At 67.9% G+C, this 17,601-nt stretch carries 17 protein-coding genes; 7 read left to right on the plus strand and 10 right to left on the minus strand.

Going from position 1 to position 17,601, the window contains the following annotated elements:
• Window positions 1-269: 269 nt before the first annotated feature.
• Window positions 270-1,979: an alpha,alpha-trehalase TreA gene (treA, locus tag WS78_RS26610; protein ID WP_059578722.1), complete on the minus strand. Its 1,710-nt coding sequence runs from the start codon at window positions 1,977-1,979 to the stop codon at window positions 270-272.
• Window positions 1,980-2,491: 512 nt separating this feature from the next.
• On the opposite strand from treA, the gene WS78_RS26620 reads away from it, so the two are divergent.
• Together WS78_RS26620 and WS78_RS26625 are read left to right on the plus strand one after the other, a co-directional pair.
• Window positions 2,492-3,889: an MFS transporter gene (locus WS78_RS26620; RefSeq protein ID WP_038752439.1), complete on the plus strand. Its 1,398-nt coding sequence runs from the start codon at window positions 2,492-2,494 to the stop codon at window positions 3,887-3,889.
• Between the two features lie 463 nt (window positions 3,890-4,352).
• Complete coding sequence (locus WS78_RS26625; protein WP_038752442.1) at window positions 4,353-5,564, plus strand: winged helix-turn-helix domain-containing protein; 1,212 nt, start codon at window positions 4,353-4,355, stop codon at window positions 5,562-5,564.
• Window positions 5,565-6,160: 596 nt separating this feature from the next.
• On the opposite strand, the gene WS78_RS26630 is transcribed toward WS78_RS26625, so the two are convergent.
• From WS78_RS26630 to WS78_RS37285, 3 genes are all read right to left on the minus strand, one after another.
• Window positions 6,161-6,379 carry a DUF1653 domain-containing protein gene (locus WS78_RS26630; RefSeq protein WP_038752445.1) on the minus strand — a complete coding sequence of 73 codons (219 nt, stop codon included), beginning with the start codon at window positions 6,377-6,379 and terminating at the stop codon, window positions 6,161-6,163.
• A 75-nt stretch (window positions 6,380-6,454) separates the two neighbouring features.
• Entirely contained in the window at window positions 6,455-6,907 is a 453-nt protein-coding gene (locus WS78_RS26635; protein ID WP_059578730.1) for a GNAT family N-acetyltransferase, read from the minus strand.
• Window positions 6,908-7,161: 254 nt separating this feature from the next.
• The gene (locus WS78_RS37285) at window positions 7,162-7,770 is read right to left on the minus strand and encodes a helix-turn-helix domain-containing protein (RefSeq protein WP_197419445.1); all 609 of its coding nucleotides are present in this window, start codon (window positions 7,768-7,770) and stop codon (window positions 7,162-7,164) included.
• Window positions 7,771-7,884: 114 nt separating this feature from the next.
• Between WS78_RS37285 and WS78_RS37290 the strand changes: the two genes are divergently transcribed.
• Window positions 7,885-8,313, plus strand: a complete 429-nt coding sequence (locus WS78_RS37290) for a hypothetical protein (RefSeq protein ID WP_161788689.1) — start codon at window positions 7,885-7,887, stop codon at window positions 8,311-8,313.
• A 163-nt stretch (window positions 8,314-8,476) separates the two neighbouring features.
• The gene (locus WS78_RS26645) at window positions 8,477-9,052 is read left to right on the plus strand and encodes a hypothetical protein (RefSeq protein WP_059578738.1); all 576 of its coding nucleotides are present in this window, start codon (window positions 8,477-8,479) and stop codon (window positions 9,050-9,052) included.
• 428 nt (window positions 9,053-9,480) lie between these two features.
• On the opposite strand, the gene WS78_RS26655 is transcribed toward WS78_RS26645, so the two are convergent.
• The 4 genes from WS78_RS26655 to ftrA all read right to left on the minus strand — a co-directional run bounded on the left by WS78_RS26655 (window position 9,481) and on the right by ftrA (window position 14,085).
• Window positions 9,481-10,059, minus strand: coding sequence for an NnrU family protein (locus WS78_RS26655; RefSeq protein WP_059578743.1), 579 nt, complete (start codon window positions 10,057-10,059; stop codon window positions 9,481-9,483).
• A 516-nt stretch (window positions 10,060-10,575) separates the two neighbouring features.
• The gene (locus tag WS78_RS26660) at window positions 10,576-10,941 is read right to left on the minus strand and encodes a TfoX/Sxy family protein (protein ID WP_038752693.1); all 366 of its coding nucleotides are present in this window, start codon (window positions 10,939-10,941) and stop codon (window positions 10,576-10,578) included.
• A 109-nt stretch (window positions 10,942-11,050) separates the two neighbouring features.
• Window positions 11,051-12,502: a M20 family metallopeptidase gene (locus WS78_RS26665; protein WP_059578746.1), complete on the minus strand. Its 1,452-nt coding sequence runs from the start codon at window positions 12,500-12,502 to the stop codon at window positions 11,051-11,053.
• A 626-nt stretch (window positions 12,503-13,128) separates the two neighbouring features.
• Window positions 13,129-14,085: a transcriptional regulator FtrA gene (gene ftrA / locus WS78_RS26675; RefSeq protein WP_038752461.1), complete on the minus strand. Its 957-nt coding sequence runs from the start codon at window positions 14,083-14,085 to the stop codon at window positions 13,129-13,131.
• 111 nt (window positions 14,086-14,196) lie between these two features.
• Here ftrA and WS78_RS26680 point away from each other — a divergent pair, with 111 nt between their 5' ends.
• Complete coding sequence (locus WS78_RS26680) at window positions 14,197-14,604, plus strand: rhodanese-like domain-containing protein (protein ID WP_059578754.1); 408 nt, start codon at window positions 14,197-14,199, stop codon at window positions 14,602-14,604.
• A gap of 166 nt (window positions 14,605-14,770) precedes the next feature.
• Complete coding sequence (locus tag WS78_RS26685) at window positions 14,771-15,097, plus strand: superinfection immunity protein (RefSeq protein WP_059578759.1); 327 nt, start codon at window positions 14,771-14,773, stop codon at window positions 15,095-15,097.
• Between the two features lie 185 nt (window positions 15,098-15,282).
• On the opposite strand, the gene WS78_RS26690 is transcribed toward WS78_RS26685, so the two are convergent.
• Window positions 15,283-15,552: a YodC family protein gene (locus WS78_RS26690; RefSeq protein WP_081989964.1), complete on the minus strand. Its 270-nt coding sequence runs from the start codon at window positions 15,550-15,552 to the stop codon at window positions 15,283-15,285.
• A 384-nt stretch (window positions 15,553-15,936) separates the two neighbouring features.
• The gene (locus WS78_RS26695) at window positions 15,937-16,797 is read right to left on the minus strand and encodes a MurR/RpiR family transcriptional regulator (protein WP_059578763.1); all 861 of its coding nucleotides are present in this window, start codon (window positions 16,795-16,797) and stop codon (window positions 15,937-15,939) included.
• 183 nt (window positions 16,798-16,980) lie between these two features.
• Between WS78_RS26695 and WS78_RS36370 the strand changes: the two genes are divergently transcribed.
• Window positions 16,981-17,220, plus strand: a complete 240-nt coding sequence (locus WS78_RS36370) for a hypothetical protein (RefSeq protein WP_156437511.1) — start codon at window positions 16,981-16,983, stop codon at window positions 17,218-17,220.
• Window positions 17,221-17,601: the final 381 nt, after the last annotated feature.

The raw sequence follows: 17,601 nt of genomic DNA on the forward strand, positions 1-17,601 counted from the left end.
CGCAAAGCGCCGGCATGCGACGAACGAAGAGGCGAAAAAGCGAAGACGCGAAGACGCGAAGACGCGAAGACGCAAGATACAACGCCCGCGCAAACACCACGCTACCGCCGCGCGCTCGCCGAGCCTCACCGCGCGACGACGAACGCGCCATCGACGACGATCGCGAGCCGCGGCCATGCATCTGCCTGCTCGCGATCGTTGCATCCGCAACCAACGGATGCAGCGCAAGCCGCTCGCCGCCGCCCGCGCTCCACCCGCTCCGGCATGCGTCAGCCGCCGTACAGATCGAGCAGCTTGAGCGTCACGCCGTTGGTCCAGCCGAAGCCGTCCTGCAGCGGGTACTCGCCGCCGCCTCCGCCGCCCGTGCCCGCGCCTTCGACGACGTACTTCTCGACAAGCTTGCCCTGCGACGCGTATACACCCTTCACGTCGGCTAGGAAACGCGTGCCGATGTCGTTCGCGAGCGCCTTCTCGCCGTATTGCTGCAGCCCGACGAGCGCGATCCAATGCAGCGGCGCCCAGCCGTTGGGCGCGTCCCACTGCTGCGTCGTATCGTAGGTCGTCGTCGTGAGCCCGCCCGGCTTGAGCAGCGTCTTCTGCACGTTCTTCGCCGTCAGCTTCGCGCGCTCCGGCCACGCGACGCCCGCAAACAGCGGATACAGCGCCGCCGCCGACAGGTTCTCGCGCGGCTTGCCGAGCTTCCAGTCGTAATCGCCGTAATAGCCGTTGCGGTTCCACAGATAGCGGTTGATCGCGACCGCCCGCTTCCCGGCGCGGCCGGCGAACTCGGCGACGCACGCGAAATCGCGCGTCACCGCGCAGCCCTTCGCGATCGTCGCCTCGAGGTTGAACATCAGGCTGTTCAGGTCGACGGGCACGATCGCGGTCGTGCGGATCGTCACGAGCGTCTGGTTGTCGCCGAACCAGCGCGAGCTGAAGTCCCAGCCGCTCTCGGCCGCCGCGCGCAAGTCGCGCCAGACTTCCGCCGCCGGCCGGCCGCTCGCCTGCTGCGCGGTCTTCACGTCTTCGAGATACGACTCGTCGCGCGGCGTGTCGCTCGCGTCCCAGTAGCGGTTCAGCACCGAGCCGTCCGGCATCGCGACCACGTTGCGCGCCGCCTGGCCGCGCGGCGTCGTGCGCTCGCCCTGCATCCAGTACGCGTACTCCTTGCGCAGCGCGGGCAGATACTTCTGATAGACGCGATTGCCCTCGACCTTCGCTGCGAGCGTCACCATGTACGCGAAGAACGGCGGCTGCGAGCGGCTCACGTAGTAGCTGCGGTTGCCGTTCGGCACGTGGCCGACGGTGTCGATCAGGTATGCGAAGTTATCGAGCATGTCGTCGACGAGATCTTCGCGGCCCGCCTCCTGCAAGCCGAGCATCGTGAAGTACGTATCCCAGTAGTAGCCCTCGCGGAAGCGCCCGCCCGGCACCACGTACGGTTTCGGCAGCGCAATCAGCGAACTGTAAGGCGGCACGCTCGCCGTCGTGCGCGTAAGGTTCGGCCACAGCCAGTCGATGTGCTCGCGCAGCGTCTGGTTCGCCGGCGGGCTCACCGACTGGTCCGACGGCGGCGTGAAGTACTGCGCGACGAACGCCTTCAGCGAGAAGCCGGGCTGCCCTTTCTGCTGCTGGTAGAGCTGGACGATCGTCGCGGGATCGGCGTTCGGCGTCGAATCGACGAAGGTCTTCTGGTCTTCGAAGATCTGCGCGGTTTGCACCGCAACGAAGAGATCGCCGTAGAGCTGGCTAGGCGGCGGCGGAATCGAAGCGGCGCTCGGCGCGACGCTCGATGCGAAGGCCGCCGCGGAAACGGCGGAAGCCGGCGCGGGCGATGAGTCGGCGCGAGCGAGCGTCGCGCTCGTGCAGCCGATGCCGGCCGCAGCGACGAGCGCAACCCAGGCGGGCGCATTCAGCAGCCGGCGATAGAACGGATTCTCAACATGAAGCTGAAGCGGGCGATGCCGCGGCGTGACCATATCTCCTCCTCCCGTTTTCGCGATGAATGGCAATACGGTCTCCTGCCGCGCGGGCCTCGTGCGTCGCGGCTTTTGTCTGTCGTATGCCGCGGCGGGCAGGTTCGCACGAAAACCCGCGTTCAGGCAAGCGGTACATCGCACATTACGCACATATGGCCCGACATCGCGCGCCGCATGCGCACGTCGAGCGCGGTCGCGTCGCTCTCGCCGCGCCCGCCCGTTCGCCGCTGCGGCAGCGCTTTCGCGGGCGCGAGCAGCGGTCGCGAGCTCGTCGTGCGTCGCGACGGCCGGATGCGCGAGCGGCGCGCGGCGCCCTCGCCGAACGCCGCGCGCGACGCCGCGACGCTCCGCCCGGCGACGCAGCCGGCGCCGCCGCCCGGCGGGCGCGGCGCCTCGAGCATCGATCCCGGGCCGCGCGCGGCCGGCGACGCGCGACGACAACACGTCGTTGCACGCGCAAGCATGCTGCAACAATCGATGCAATAATGACGTCTTTATCGCGCGTCGTTGCCATGCCGTCTGCTATCTACGCTTTCCTCGCACCGCTGATCGTCGCTTGCGCGTTGTTCATGGAAAGCGTAGACGCCAACATCATCGTGACGGCGCTGCCCGCGATGGCGCGCGACTTCGGGCAGAACTCCGTCACGCTGAACATCGCGATCACGAGCTACGTCGTCGGCCTCGGCGTGTTCATCCCGATCTGCGGATGGCTCGCCGACCGCTTCGGCGCGCGCACCGTGTTCCGCACCGCGATCGGCATCTTCGTCGCGGGTTCGCTCTTGTGCGCGGCGTCGAACAGCCTCGAGCTCTTCACGTTCGCGCGCTTCGTGCAGGGCGTCGGCGGCGCGATGATGGTGCCAGTCGGGCGCATCATCATCTTCCGCGCGGTGCCGCGCACGGAGCTCGTGCGCGCGATGAACTACCTGAGCGTGCCCGCGCTCTTCGGGCCCGCCGCCGGGCCGCTCCTCGGCGGCTTCATCACGACGTACCTGCACTGGCGGCTGATCTTCTTCATCAACGTGCCGATCGGCCTGCTCGGCATCTATCTCGCGAACAAGCACATCGCGAACACGCACGAGCTCGATCCCGGCCCGCTCGACTGGTTCGGCTTCATCCTGTCCGCCGCGGGCGCCGCGCTCCTGCTGATGGGCCTCACGCTGCTCGACGGCGCGCTCGTGTCGCGCGGCACCGCGCTCGCGATGAGCGGCACGGGCGCGGCGCTCGTCGGCTTCTACGTGCTGTATGCGCGGCGCGTCGAGCGGCCGGTTCTCGATCTGCGCTTCCTGCGCATTCCTACGTATCACGCGAGCGTCGTCGGCGGCTCGCTGTTCCGGATCGGCCTCGGCGCGGTGCCGTTCCTGCTGCCGCTCACGCTGCAGGAGGGGCTCGGCATGAGCGCGTTCCATTCCGGCGCGATCACGTGCGCGTCGGCCGTCGGCGGCGCGCTCACGCGCATGCTCGCGCCGCGCACGCTCAAGCGCTTCGGCTTCCGGACGGTGCTGATGTACAACGCGGCGTTCGCCGGGCTTGCGATCGCCGCGTACGGCGTGTTCCATCCGGGCATGTCGGTGCTCGCGATCTGGCTCATCGTGCTCGTCGGCGGCATCTTCCCCGCGTTGCAGTTCACGAGCCTCAATTCGATGATCTACGCGGAAATCTCCTCGCGCGACGCGGGCCGCGCGACGAGCCTCGGCAGCGTCGTCCAGCAAATGTCGCTCGGCCTCGGCGTGACGGTCGCGGCGCTCGTGCTGCACGTGTCGCATTGGGCGCAAGGGCATCCGACGATGGTCTGGTCGGACTTCTGGCCCGCGTTTGTCGTGGTCGGCCTGTGTTCGTTCGCGTCGATTCCGATCACGCGCCGGCTGCCGCCGAACGCGGGCGACGAAGTCGCGCGCGGCAAGCGCGGCTGATGCGATCGGGTGTGCGAAATAAACGGGAAATCGGGACGGGCGAACGCTTCGCGTCGCCGCTCGGAGTTCGGAGTTCGGAGTTCGGAGTTCGGAGTTCGGAGTTCGGAGTTCGGAGTTCGGAGTTCGGAGTTCGATCGGAATTGGGCCGCGGAAAATCCGTCGCCCCAAAAAAATCGGCGGACATCCACTCGGGGCCGGCTGAAAGCCGCATGGATGTCCGCTTGAACTGCTCCGGCCGTCTCGACGGGGGTGAGACGTCCGGACTCGCTCCCTGCGTGCCATAGAGGTATCGTGCGTCGGAAGCAGAGTACTTGTGTCGATGAGACTATAAGGAAACTTCCGACAGACTTCTGTCAACGATTGTCAGACGCCCGCGCCGCAATGCTTCGCGGCGCACGGCGCGGCGCGCCGATTCGCGCTAAAGTGGCGCATCCGTCCGCCCATTGCATCGTTCTCGCCGCTCGTGACCGCTCCGCTCTCGATCGCTTCCGCCCGCGCGCTGCACCTCGCGGCCCAAGGCCTGCTGACCCCGCCCCGGCGCAAAGCCGTCAAGGCCGACGTGCTCGACGCGATTCGCCGGATGGCGCAGTTGCAGATCGATACGATCCACGTCGTCGCGCGCAGCCCGTATCTCGTGCTGTTCAGCCGGCTCGGCCCGTATGCGCCGCAATGGCTCGACGAGCATCTCGCCGACAAGAGGCTGTTCGAATACTGGTCGCACGAGGCCTGCTTCCTGCCGACCGAGGACTTCGGACTGATGCGCCACAAAATGCTCAACCCGGTCGGGATGGGCTGGAAATACGCGGCCGATTGGCACGCGACCCATCGCAAGGAAATCGACGAGCTGCTCGCGCACGTCCGCGCGAACGGCCCCGTGCGCTCCGCCGACTTCACGCGCAGCGCCGGCAAGGGCAACGGCTGGTGGGACTGGAAGCCCGAGAAGCGCCATCTCGAAGTGCTGTTCTCGACCGGGCAGTTGATGGTCGCCGAGCGGCGCAACTTCCAACGCGTGTACGACGTCGCGGAACGCGTGCTGCCGGACTGGGACGACGCGCGCGATCTGCTCCCGCGCGACGCGGTGCTGCCGCGCCTTGTCGACAACACGTGCCGCGCGCTCGGCATCGTGCGCGCGGACTGGATCGCCGACTATTACCGGCTGCCGAAGCGCTCGTATCGCGACGCATTGCATGCGCGCGCGGATGCGGGCGAGCTGCTGCCCGTCGCGGTCGACGGCTGGAAGGAAGACGCGTTCGTGCATCGCGCGCTCGCGCCGCTCGTCGACGCCGCGCGCGACGGCGCGCTGCGCTCGACGGTCACGACGCTGCTGTCGCCGTTCGATCCGGTCGTCTGGGACCGGCGGCGCGCGTCGGCGCTGTTCGACTTCGACTACACGATCGAGTGCTACACGCCCGCGCACAAGCGCCGCTACGGCTACTTCTGCCTGCCGATCCTGCATCGCGGGCGGCTCGTCGGCCGCGTCGACGCGAAGGCGCATCGCGCGCAACGCGTGTTCGAGCTGAAGGCCGTGCACATCGAGCCGGGCGTGCGGCTCGGCGCGGGGCTCGCGGCCGACGTCGGGCGCGCGGTGCGCAAGCTCGCCGACTGGCACGAGACGCCGGTGATCGCGATCGGCAATGCGCCGAAGGAGATTGCGCGGGCGATTGGCGCGCAATGACGGACGCGGACGATGGCGAGGCCGGGTTGAAGTTGAAGTTGAAATGGAAACCGAAGGCGACGCCGAGGTCGTAAGCGAAGCCACAGCCGAAAGCGAAGCGTGGCCGGAATCGAAGTCGAAGTCGAAAACCGCATCGACGGCAAACCATCGATACCCCCCTGCCGCCGCCGCGCGCGCTGACGAACGTCGCCGGTGCCGGCCCGTCGCGCTTTCCGTTCGCATCGACGCCCGTCGACAAGGAAACAAGGAAGCGCTTCACGAGAATGCGATTCGCCGCGCTTTCCCGCAGCGTGCGCGCACGGACTGCATAGAGTTGGGCCTCGGCCGCAAGCGCCCGCACGCCGTCCCGAACGGCTGCGCGCCACCGCAAGCCGCGGCGCCGAAACAGACGGCCACCACGCGCACGCCGACTTCCCGTTCGACTCGCCGACGAACCGCCGGCCGATCGACGCCGCGCGCATTCTCGCAAACGAGCGACCGGCCCGCCCGCCGCCAACCGCGCCGAGCAAGGATCGACGCGCACGCGATGCGCCGCCGCGAACGGCCTTCGATCGCGGCGGCGCAGGCAACCCGGCCGCCGCCCGCGCGTCGCGCGCTCAGCCGCTCAGCTTGCGAAAGCGCGGCGTGCCGTCGTCGAGCGTTTCGTTGAACATCGCCTCGGGGCGCACCCATAGGCTGCGCTCCTTCGGCCACAGCTGCTCGTAGACGACAAGCGATTCCTCCGTCTCCGAATGCCGCGCGACGCCGACCACGCGGTACAGCCCGCCCTTGTAATGACGATGCGTCGCGATGCGTTCGGCTTCCTGCTCGGTCATGATGCGCTCCCTGAAAATCGGCAAGCGCGTATTGTATGCGCGGGCGAGCGCACGAACGCAGCGCGCCCGACGTACTCAGCGCGCCTCAGGTTGCGCGTACACGTTCGGCCGATGCAGTTCCATCCAGCGTTCCGGATGCGCGGGCGCGACGAAGCCGACGGGCCGGTACAGGCCGTGCGCGTCGCTCGTGACGAGCATCACGCGGCGCAACCCGCGCACGGCGTCGTGCGCGAACACGTGATCGATCAGCGCGCGGCCGTAGCCGTTGCCGCGAAACGCGCGCAGGACGAATACGTCGCACAGATACGCGAACGTCGCGCGATCGGTAACGAGCCGCGCGAAGCCGACGAGCCGTTCGTCGAGATACGCGCCGAAGCACAGCGATCCGGCGATCGCCCGCTCGACCACGTCGCGCGGAATGCCCGTCGACCAATGCGCTTCGTCGCGCAGGAACGCGTGAATCGCGTCGATGTCGAGTTCGGCGTTGTCGGTCGAAAAGCGCAGCGCGGACGTCGATGAGGTGGACACGGCAGGGCTCCGGAAAACAAAACGCCGATGGCGAATGTTTTAGACGATAACGCGAAGCGCAGGCGTTCAACAAGGGACGCGACGATGCCGCGCGTTTCGCGGTGCGGGATGCATGTCGAAGCGCGTGCTCGACGCGCCGCGCGCTCGCGCCTCGCGCGGCGTGAGTGAGTGAGTGAGTGAGTGAGTGAGTGAGTGAGTGCGTGAGTGCGCGCGGCGTGCGATGCGAGCGCGAACGGCGACGCCGACGATCGCGGCTAGGACGACGCCGCCCGCCCGGAAAAGCGCCGCGACCGCGTGCGTACGCCCGCCTGCTCGAGCGTCTCGCTCGGCGTGTGGCCGAACGCCGCCTTGAACGCCCGGCTGAAGTATTTTTCGTCCGCGAACCCGTGCCTCCACGCAACGGAGGCGATCGACTCCGCCGGCCGCGCCGGATTCGCCAACACATGCCGAGCCAGCTCGAGCCGCCTGCGTCGAACCCGGTGCATGATGCCGCCCATCGGCTCGAAGAGCTGATAGAGCTTGGCCCGCGACATGCCCACGGCCTTGCAGATCGAGTCGGGCGTCAGGTCGAGCGCAAGGAGATGGGCGTCGATGTGCCGCTGAACGCGCTGCCTGAGCAGCATGCCGATCTCCCGCCCCGCCTCCGCCACGGCGTCGGGCGTCCCGGACACGCACGCGTTCGCGAGGCGCGCCGTCGATCGGGCGATGTCGGGAATCTCGGCGGTCGTCAGTATCGGCAGGTTGCGAATCAACGAGCGGATGTGATCGGCGAGCAATCGCCCGGTGCCGGACATCAGCGAACTTCCGTGCAAGCTGTCCACCCGCGTCGAAAGCAGCGCCCGCGGAACGGCGAGCCACAGCATCGAGCCCGCGGCGATCCGTGAGTCGAACGGTTGCCCGGCGTCGACGAGATATAGCTCGTCGGGCCGCTTGACGCCGGTTTCGGATGCGCTCTGCCAGACGAGCGCACCGCTCGCATGCAACGTGAATTGACAGACGTCGAGACCGTCCGCGCGAATCCGAGGCCGGTTGCGCGTCGCCTTGATCGTCGCGCGGCGCGCGGCGTGAAGCCAGCGATGCTCGCCGACCGACATCGCACCGACGGCCGCCCCCGTATAGTCCCAGTCGAACGGCACGCTCGCGGAATCCTCGAGCGAATATGCGCAATGGCCGCCGGCCGTCCAGACTTCGAATCGATCGCGCGCGGGCACGTCCAAAGTCGAAAATCGCTGGATATCGATATGCGTTTCGCCCACGTCGCCCCCGATATACGTCGTTTTTGCGACGAGATAGGAACGCTCGATTTCGATTTGAATCAATTCGGCCGAGCATTCGCCGATCGTTACCCGTCGCGCCGAGACGTTCAACGCTCGCGCATGGCCGGCGCCCCGTCGCGCCAAAAATAGACGGGAATCCACCATCCGCGCGATACGCGTTCAATATACTCGGCCACGCGGGGAAACCCGTTTCATTCAGCCGTCGCCGCGATATCCAAGCCGTCCCGCGGCTGATATCCGCGCATCGGCAAGCATTCCTCGCGACAACAATTAACGAAAACCTGGGGATATCATGAAAATCAAATCCGCATTAATCGCCGTGATTGCGCAAGCGGCGGTATCCGGTGTCTGCGCCGCGAGCGCCGACACCGGCGACCTCGACGTCAACCAGCTCCGCGCGGCCGTGTCCAACACGACGACGCGCGCATCCGGCGGCATCGACCAGTCCAGTCTCACTTCGGAGCAACAGGAACAACTCGTCCAGTGGCTCGCCGGCGCCCCTTCGCAGAAATGGAAACCGGGGCCGATCTGCATGTGGAATTGTCCGCCGCCGTTCGGAAGCCTGTCGGCGGACCCGCAGCGTGTCAACGTGCCGGTCAGCGGCACGGGCAGCACGACCATTCACTGGACGTGGGACGAATCCCACCAATACCCGATCGCGGAATACGCATGCCTGTGGGTCACGACGCCCGGCGATTCCCAGGCCTACGTCGTGGATTGCGAACATCCGGGCAATCGCTACACGGTTTATATCCCGTGGATCGGCCAGGGGTCCTACAACTTCTTCGTCGCGCTTCGGCAGCAGTCGCCCGCGCCGGTTGCCGGCATGCCCGTGCTGGCCGCGACGACGGTGACCGGCACCCGGTGATCGTGCATGAAGGCGCGCCGCGCCGGCGCGTCGCCCGATACGCGACGCGGCGCGCCTTTTCGTGCCGGGCGGAATGCGAGGCGGCGCGTTGCCCGACGCCGCTTGTCGACGAGCGGCACTCGAAGGCGAAGGCAACGCGCTCATGCGCCGCATTCGCGCCGACGAGCGCGCGGCCGTGAACGCGACGCCGCGGGCGACGCCGTCGGACGGCACGTACGCATCGGGCCAGCGCAGCCGGCGAGAAAAGAAACGCGCTTGCCGCCGACGCGTCCGGCGCGCTCCGCCCGACGCCGGTCGCCGGCCTCATCCGAATCGATTCGATTCGATCGCGCGCCCCGCGACTCGGCAGCGCGTCGATCGACGTTCGCCGCGCCCGCCGTGCAAACGCGGGCCGCGCGAGAGGCGGCGAGCCGCGGCGATGCGCGCCGTCATGCGAACGGCCGCACGCCGATCAGCCAGCCATGCAATGCGAACGCGAACAACCCCCAAACGACGAGCCCCACGCCGAGCGCGACGCCGTCGCGTACAAGCGATCCCGCCGGATAGCGAACGCCGTCGCGCCGATCGCGCGCACGCGAAGCGATGAAGTCGACGAACGCCCATGCGAAGAACGCGGCGAACAGCAGCTCCGCGTGCAGCGTCCCGTTCGCGAGCAGATGCGCGCCCGCCCACACCATCACGCCCGCGAGCATCGGATGGCCGACGAGCGCCTTGATTCGCGTGCCCGGCACGTAGGCGGCCGCGAGCAGCACGAACGCGATCGCGGTCAGGAGCGCCGTCAAGTGCCTGACGCCGACGGGCGGAAACCACAGCGACGCCGTATCCGCGCGCGCAAGCCCGTAGCCCCAGACGATCAGCACGAACCCGACCACCGACGCGAACGCGTACATCCCCTTCCAGCGCCGCTCGCCGAGGCTCGCGATATGCGCGGCGCGCCAGTCGCCCGCGACGATTCGAATCGAATGCGTACCCAGGAAGATCACCAAACCGAGAATCAGGACGACCATGTGCATGTCTCCAGGTGGGGAAATCTTGTTGTCGGCCGAATCGGCATACGATGCCGCCGTGCATCGTACACCTCGCATCGCGCCCTTCCGCATCCTCCGTACCATCGTTTCTCGTCTGGGCCGCCGGCGCACCGCGCGGTTCACGACCGCGCGCGCGGCGCAACGCCCGCAAGGCCCGCTCGATCTCGCGATCGGCCGACGCGCGCGCATCGGGATACCTCGCCATGCCGCGCACACCTGCCGCGCTGCCTTGCGCCGGCCTCGCCGCGCGCGCTCGCGTTCGTGCCGGCAACACCGGGATGCGACGGTACCGGCCCGCGCTTGCAGGCCCAAGCGCGACGCGACGACTGACGTCCGACGCCCGACGCTTGCTGCGCATGTCCGCGCACGATCGCACTTCGCTTTTTTGTTGTCGCCCTGCTGTCGCCCTGTTGCGTCTCGCCGACATGTCATCGCGCACACCGTACACCATTGCGCGTGCCGGCGCGCGCCGCGCGGCGGCGTGCCGCAGCCGCGCTACTTCCGCTTCGCGCGGCGCGCGCCGGCCCCCGCGCGAACGGCCGCGCGATAGGCGCCGCGACACCAGTCGCGCAATGTGCCCACGTCTTCGAGCACGTCGGCGGGCGTCTCGAAATAGCCGCCGACGACGACCGTTCGCGTGCGCCCCGGATACGAGAACGGCCGCATGCCCGCTCGCTCGAACGCCGCGCGATTGTCATCGTCGACGCGCAGGAACAGCGATCCCGCATGGACGAAGCCGAACAGCACGCCGTCGATCCTGAGCGACGCGCCGCTGAAGAAGCGCGCGACGCCGATCGGCCCGAGCGCTTCGAGCTGCTCGGCGAGCTCGTCCGCGCGCAGCTTTTCCGCTTTCCAGTTCATCGCTCGCCGCCGCGCCGCGCCGCGCGCGGTCGAACGCCCGCCGCCACGCGGCCGCATGCTCGCGGCGGCGCGATCGTCATCGAACGATGAAGACGAATCGACACGCGCATCAACGTGCGGCGGCAACCACGTCGGCCACCGCGGCCGTCAGCTTCTTCGCGTACGGCACGTGCAGGAACTCGTTCGGCCCGTGCGCGTTCGATTTCGGGCCGAGCACGCCGCACACCATGAATTGCGCGGCCGGGAAGCCCTCCTGCAGCACGTTCATCAGCGGGATCGTGCCGCCCAGGCCCATGTACGCGCAGTCGGCGCCGAAGTGCCGGCGCGACGCGTCGCCGAGCGCCGCGCCGAGCCACGGCGCGACGTCGGGCGCGTTCCAGCCGGTCGCCGCGCCCGCGTCGGGCTTGAACGTGACCTTCGCGTTGTACGGCGGATCAAGCTCGAGCAGCGCCTTCAGCTGCTGCACCGCCTGCGCGGCGTCGACGAGCGGCGGCAGCCGCAGCGACAGCTTGAACGCGGTGCGCGGCCGCAGCACGTTGCCCGCGTTCTCGAGCGCGGGCAGCCCTTGCGCGCCCGTGACGGACAGCGACGGCCGCCACGTCGAATTGAGTAGCGCCTCGCTCGGATCGTCGGTCGTCGGCAGCACCGGCTTGCCGTCCTGCCCGCATGCCCACGGCAGCCCCTTCCACACGGCGTCGCCGAGAATCGACGCGGCCGCCTCGGTCTCGCGCAGGCGGCTCGCGGGCACCTCGCAATGGAACGACGACGGCAGCAGATTGCCGGTAGCCGCATCCTCGAGCCGCTCGAACAGCTGGCGCATCACGCGGAAGCTCGACGGCGCGATCCCGCCGTACACGCCCGAATGCACGCCCTCCTCGAGCACCTCGACCTGCAGGTCGCCCGACACGAGCCCGCGCAGCGACGTGGTGAGCCACAGCTGATCGTAGTTGCCCGCGCCCGAATCGAGGCACACGACGAGGCTCACGTCGCCGAGCCGCGCGCGCAGCGCGTCGACGTACGGCAGCAGGTCGTAGCTGCCCGACTCCTCGCAGGTCTCGATGAGGCCGACGCAGCGCGGCCGCTCGATGCCTTGCGCGTCGAGCGCGCCGAGCGCCGCGAGGCTCGCGTAGATCGCGTAGCCGTCGTCCGCGCCGCCGCGGCCGTACAGCTTGCCGCCCTCGAGCTTCGGCGTCCACGGGCCGAGATCGGCGCGCCAGCCGTCGAATTCGGGCTGCTTGTCGAGGTGACCGTAGAGCAGGATCGTGTCGGCGCTGCCCGCGCGCGTCGCGGGCGTCTCGAAGAAGATCACCGGCGTGCGGCCGGCGAGCCGCACGATCTCGACCTTCAGCCCCTTGACCGGCTGCCGCTCGGCCCATTGCGCGGCGTCGACGACGACGCGCTCGATGTAGCCGTGCTTCGCCCAGTCGGGATCGAATGCGGGGCTTTTCGCGGGCACCGCGATGTAGTCGGTCAACGCGTGCAGGATCTCGTCGCTCCATTTGCGTTCGATGAAATCGGCGAGGCGGTCGTGGTCGATGGCGGAAGCGGTGGCGGTGGTCATGGCGCGGAGCAGACGAACTGTCTGACGGAAGTGGAGTGGCGATGATAGCGCCGGTGCGGGCAGTTATGCACGCGCCGAAAAAAGCGACGCGCGTTGTGCGATGCAACTCGGTTGCGCGTTCGTCGCGCCGAATCGGAAACCGGCGGCCCGCAGAAGCCGCCATCGACGGCGAGGTCGCGGCGAGCCGCCGCCGAACGCGTGTTGCGGCCGCACATCGGGAATATGTGCGTTTGCGGCCCGCTCGCATGCGACGTATGCGCGTGCCACGTCCGCATTTTGTGTAGCTCGGGATGCGCGCCTGCGATTCTCGTGTAGGCGATGAGCTTGTTTGCGGACTGCGCGCTCAAGATGCGTGCGCGTGCGAGCGCCGCGAGATGCGCACTCGGTTGCGGCAAGGACGTTCGCAGCGTGCGCGTCGTACGACGCGCGCTGTCGCGATACGCATGTTCGCGACGTGCGCGCCCAAGAGACGCGCGTCTACGGCGCACGCACGGCGTTCGGCCCGCGATGTCGCGGGCCGAACGCCGCTCGCTCCGCTCCGGCACCGAATCGAGCCGCCCCGCCGCCTTCGTCTGCGCATCGCCCCGACACCGCACGCGCACGCGCCGCCGCCCGGGCGGCGCGCGTCAACGCGCATCGAAGCCGCGGCGATACGCGGCTGGGCTCGTTGCCGCGATGCGCCTGAAGTGCCGGCGCAGCGACTCCTCCGAACCGAACCCCGCGAGCGCGGCGACGCGCGCGACCGACAGCGCGGGGTCTTGCTCGATCATCTCCTTCGCGAGCCCGACCCGCTCGCGGATCAGCCATTCGTACGGGCCGAGCCCCGTCGCGTCGCGAAACTGCCGCTGCAGCGTGCGCGGGCTCATCGCCGCGCGCGCGGCGAGCGTCGCGAGCGTGTGCGGCTGCGCGGCATGCGCGCGCATCCAGTCGATCAGCTTCGCGAGCCGATCGCCGCCGACGCCCGGCAGCGGCCGCGGCACGAACTGCGCCTGGCCGCCGTCGCGATGCGGCGGCAGCACGAGCCGCTGCGCGACGCGATTGGCGATCGCGCTGCCGTGATCGCGGCGCACGATGTGCATCAACATGTCGAGGCCCGCCGCCGAGCCCGCCGACGTGACGATCCGCCCTTCGTCGACGTAGAGCGCGTCGGGATTCACGCGCAGCGACGGATAGCGCGCCTGCAGACGCTGCGCGTAACGCCAGTGCGTCGTGACGGTCGCGCCGTCGAGCACGCCCGCCGCGGCAAGCACGAACACGCCCGAGCAGATCGAGCAAAGCCGCGCGCCGCGCCGGTGGGCCGCGCGGATCTTCTTCAACAGCGGCTCGGGCGGCGTTTCGTCCGGATCGCGCCAGCCGGGAATCACGATCGTGTCCGCGCGATCCATCAGCGCGAGCCGATACGGTGCTTCGACCTTGATGCCGCCCGCCGCGCGCACGGGCCCCGGCTCGCTCGCGCAGACCGCGAAGCGATACCAGTCGACGCCGAGTTCCGGCCGCGGCAGCGCGAACAGCTCGACGACGCAGCCGAATTCGAAAGTGCAGAGCCGATCGTACGCGAGCGCGACGACGAGATGATTGTGCATGGCGCGATGTTACCGGAAGTTGTCGATCGCGCCACTGTCGTGCGACGCGCGCGATCCGGATACTGAGCGCTCGTTCGCCACCGCAACCATTCGACACGAGGAGAACCGGCCATGTCCCGCGTCACCGAAACGCCCGCCGCCGACAGCGCGGCCGCCGCCGCGCACTTCGCGGCATCGCTCGCCTTCGAGACCGATTGCTGGGACGTGCACGACGCGCTGGCGTCCGGCGCGCCCGATTTCGTGCTGCTCGACGTGCGCGGCCCCGGCCTCTACGCGGCCGGACACGTGCCCGGCGCGCTCAACCTGCCGCATCGAAAGATCGTTGAAAGCAAGCTCGCGGAATTTGCGCGCGGCACGTGCTTCGTCGTCTATTGCGCGGGGCCGCACTGCAACGGCGCGGCGCGCGCGGCGCTGCGGCTCGCTCGCCTCGGCCGGCCGGTGAAGCTGATGCTGGGCGGCGTGACGGGCTGGCTCGACGAAGGGTTCGCGCTCGCGCGCGCCGACGGCGCGCAAACGTAACGTTGCGTAAGGCGCCGTCAACCGGTGTAAGCCAGCGTAAGGCAGCGATCGATCCGTTACGAATCCGCAACAATTAGTTGTCTGCACAACAACCGAAAAAGCGCGACAATCAACGCCATCGTAGGTGCGACGTCAAGTCGCACCGCAGCACGGATGGAGAAGCCTCATGCAGATGGGAATCCTGATCCAGATTGGCGGCTCGGTCGTCGCGATCGCGCTCTATTTTCTTCCGGCGATCGTCGCCGATCGCCGCGGCCGCGGCGACAAGCTCACGATCGCGCTGTTCAACGCGCTGCTCGGCTGGACGGGAATCGGCTGGCTGCTGACGCTCTACTGGGCGCTGCAGCCGAACGCGGCCAACAATTTCGCCGGCGAGGTGCTGCTCGAGCGCCGCGCGATCAGCATGAAGACGTTCTCGACGGGCCTCGTCGAACGCGTGCAGCGGCGGATCGCCGCGCAGGAGCGCTGGGCCGAAAAGCAAGGCACTCGCTGATTGCGCCCCGCCGCGTTTCTCGCGTCCTCGCGCGCGATAGCGGTCGGCCTGAGCGGCAACGCAGCGGCACCCACCCGCACATGCGACTACGCCGCGCGCCCGTTCGGGCCGCGGCGCAGCGTTCGGCGCTCACGCGTGCGCCGTTTTCCTGACGAATGCTTGACGCTCGGACGCGCGATCCCGCGTCACGCCTGCATACCGCCGCGCACCGACTGCGAGCGCATCCGCGCGAGCCCCGCCGAAATCGTCCGCGGCTCGAGCACGACGGTCTCGTTCGGAAACATCTCCTGGCGGAATTCGCCGTGCTCGTCGAACCATTGGCAGATCACCCATTCGCCCGTGTCGAACACGACCGGGCCGGCGTACGTCACCGTCATGCGTGGACCGCCCGTCTTGAGCGTCACGACGTCGCCGACCCGAAAGGAAGTGGTATGCGTATCACGGTAAGTCATCATGGTGGCCCTTTTTCGGAAATAATTTATTTATTCATTTTTCCGGATCTTCGATCCAGCTATTCGTTCATCTCCCGCAGATTAGCAATCGACTGAATAGCCGGCAAGTCGCCATTAAAACTTTTTTTCGAATCGGGTTAATAAGTGGCGGCATCGTTACGCGACCTTGGCCGCTCGACAGCGCGCCAGAGCGGCCTTGGCGGCGTGTTGCGCCGCAATTTCATTTGCAATGCAACAATCGCCGCCAATCTAATTCAGCGCATCGATACGTGGAAACGTTTCCAATTGCGGAGCAGATTTATCATCGAATGCGCCGGGAGTAAACGGCATGCTCCGGATATGGCGGCTTGAAAGACTTTTGCAATCCGCGCGAATGCGGCGCCGCACTCAGACGACGTATGCGCCCTTTGCGTGCAGCTCCGCCTCGGCCTGCTCGAGCGCCGCGATCGCGTCGCCGCCTTCGAGCGCGAGCAATTGCGCGACGAGCGCTTCCACCAGCGCATGCGCGGCGACGAGCGACGGGAAGAACGACGGGCTGTCGTGCGTGAAGATCAGTTGCGCGTCGGCGTGCAGCGCGATCGGCGACACCGCGCTGTCGGTGATCGCGACGATCTTGCCGCCCTGCACGCGCGCCGCCTGAGCGACGCGCGTCGCCTCGGCCGAATACGGCGCAAAGCTGACGACGACGGTCACGCTGTTCTTCGCGATCGTCCGCAGCTCCATGTCGAGCGAGCCCGCCACGCCTGTCAGCAGCGACACCGTCGGCCGGAACAGCCGATAGCCGTAGACAAGGCCGAACGCGACCGGATAGCACGACCGGAAGCCCGCGACATGCACGTGCGCGGCCTTGCGCATCAGCTTCGCCGCCTCGGCGAGCGCCTGCGCGTTCTGCGCGGCGCTCGCCTCGAGGTTGTGCCGCTGCGCGGCGAGCAGATCGGCCGCGAGCGAGGCCTTCGCGTTCGGCTTCACGAGCGAACGCGCGCGCTGCGTGAGCGGCTGCGGCCGCGTGCGCACGCGCGCGACGAACAGATCGCGCAGCTCGTTCCAGCCCGGAAAGCCGAATTGCTGCGCGAGCCGCACGAGCGACGCCGGCTGCACGTTCGCGCGCTGCGCGACCTTGCGCATCGACGACACGGCCACCTCGTCGGGATGATCGAGCAGGAACGCCGCGCCCACCTGGAATTGCGGGCTCAGCTCGGAAAATTGCGCCCGGATCAGGGACGCGAGTTCATCGAAATCGGCGGGCATCGTGGTCGGGGAAAAAGTCGATCGGCCATGGTATCACCCGCATTGCGCGGTCGATGCCTGCGAATGCCGGGCGGCGCGAGATGGGGCCGGGGCCAAGTTCGCCGCGACCTGCCCGGCAGCGCGCCGTGATTCGGATTCGCGCGCGCATTGTCGGGCCGGCCCGCCATGCTTGCAGAAGATGCGATGGATGACGCGCTTTCCGATCTTTCCGATCTTTCCGATCTTTCCGATCTTTCCGATCTTTCCGATCTTTCCGATCTTTCCGATCTTTCCGATCTTTCCGATCTTTCCGATCCTTCCGATCCTTCCGATCCTTCCGATCCTTCCGATCGTCAGATTTTTCGATCTTCGGGCCTTTGGGCCTTTGGGCCTTTGGGCCTTTGGGCTTTGGGGCTTTGGGGCTTTGGGGCTTTGAGGCTTTGAGGCTTTGGGGCCTTCGGACCTTCGGGCCTTCGAGTCATCCGATCTTCTGATCTCCTTCAATAATTCCAATCTCAACGATCCTCGCCGCCCGCTTCGATCCGGCGAAGTTTCACCCGTCGATTCATTCGGTCCCGCGATCGTTGCCCCACCTCGATTCACCGCTTCTTCGCCGTTTCGATGTCTCGCCGATCGTCCCATTCGAGGACTTCATTCGGGGACTTCATCAATGTCGTCATCACATTCCCTTGCGACTCCCTCGTTTCAGCGCGCCTTCAAGCCCCGATCCCCAAATCTTCGATCGACGCGCGCCGATCCATCGCTGCGCCGGCGATTCGCGCCGTCGCGCACCAAATCGCCCATCTACGACCATCTAGGCTCACC

It is taken from the genome of Burkholderia savannae, from assembly GCF_001524445.2.
GTDB classification, from domain to species: Bacteria; Pseudomonadota; Gammaproteobacteria; order Burkholderiales; family Burkholderiaceae; genus Burkholderia; species Burkholderia savannae.

Coding starts and splice junctions, on each gene's coding strand:
- treA (WP_059578722.1), bottom strand. CDS start 1,979: ATGGTCACGCCGCGGCATCGCCCGCTTCAGCTTCATGTTGAGAATCCG.
- WS78_RS26620 (WP_038752439.1), top strand. CDS start 2,492: ATGCCGTCTGCTATCTACGCTTTCCTCGCACCGCTGATCGTCGCTTGC.
- WS78_RS26630 (WP_038752445.1), bottom strand. CDS start 6,379: ATGACCGAGCAGGAAGCCGAACGCATCGCGACGCATCGTCATTACAAG.
- WS78_RS37285 (WP_197419445.1), bottom strand. CDS start 7,770: ATGCTGTGGCTCGCCGTTCCGCGGGCGCTGCTTTCGACGCGGGTGGAC.
- WS78_RS37290 (WP_161788689.1), top strand. CDS start 7,885: ATGCAACGTGAATTGACAGACGTCGAGACCGTCCGCGCGAATCCGAGG.
- WS78_RS26645 (WP_059578738.1), top strand. CDS start 8,477: ATGAAAATCAAATCCGCATTAATCGCCGTGATTGCGCAAGCGGCGGTA.
- WS78_RS26655 (WP_059578743.1), bottom strand. CDS start 10,059: ATGGTCGTCCTGATTCTCGGTTTGGTGATCTTCCTGGGTACGCATTCG.
- WS78_RS26660 (WP_038752693.1), bottom strand. CDS start 10,941: ATGAACTGGAAAGCGGAAAAGCTGCGCGCGGACGAGCTCGCCGAGCAG.
- WS78_RS26665 (WP_059578746.1), bottom strand. CDS start 12,502: ATGACCACCGCCACCGCTTCCGCCATCGACCACGACCGCCTCGCCGAT.
- ftrA (WP_038752461.1), bottom strand. CDS start 14,085: ATGCACAATCATCTCGTCGTCGCGCTCGCGTACGATCGGCTCTGCACT.
- WS78_RS26680 (WP_059578754.1), top strand. CDS start 14,197: ATGTCCCGCGTCACCGAAACGCCCGCCGCCGACAGCGCGGCCGCCGCC.
- WS78_RS26685 (WP_059578759.1), top strand. CDS start 14,771: ATGCAGATGGGAATCCTGATCCAGATTGGCGGCTCGGTCGTCGCGATC.
- WS78_RS26690 (WP_081989964.1), bottom strand. CDS start 15,552: ATGATGACTTACCGTGATACGCATACCACTTCCTTTCGGGTCGGCGAC.
- WS78_RS26695 (WP_059578763.1), bottom strand. CDS start 16,797: ATGCCCGCCGATTTCGATGAACTCGCGTCCCTGATCCGGGCGCAATTT.
- WS78_RS36370 (WP_156437511.1), top strand. CDS start 16,981: ATGGATGACGCGCTTTCCGATCTTTCCGATCTTTCCGATCTTTCCGAT.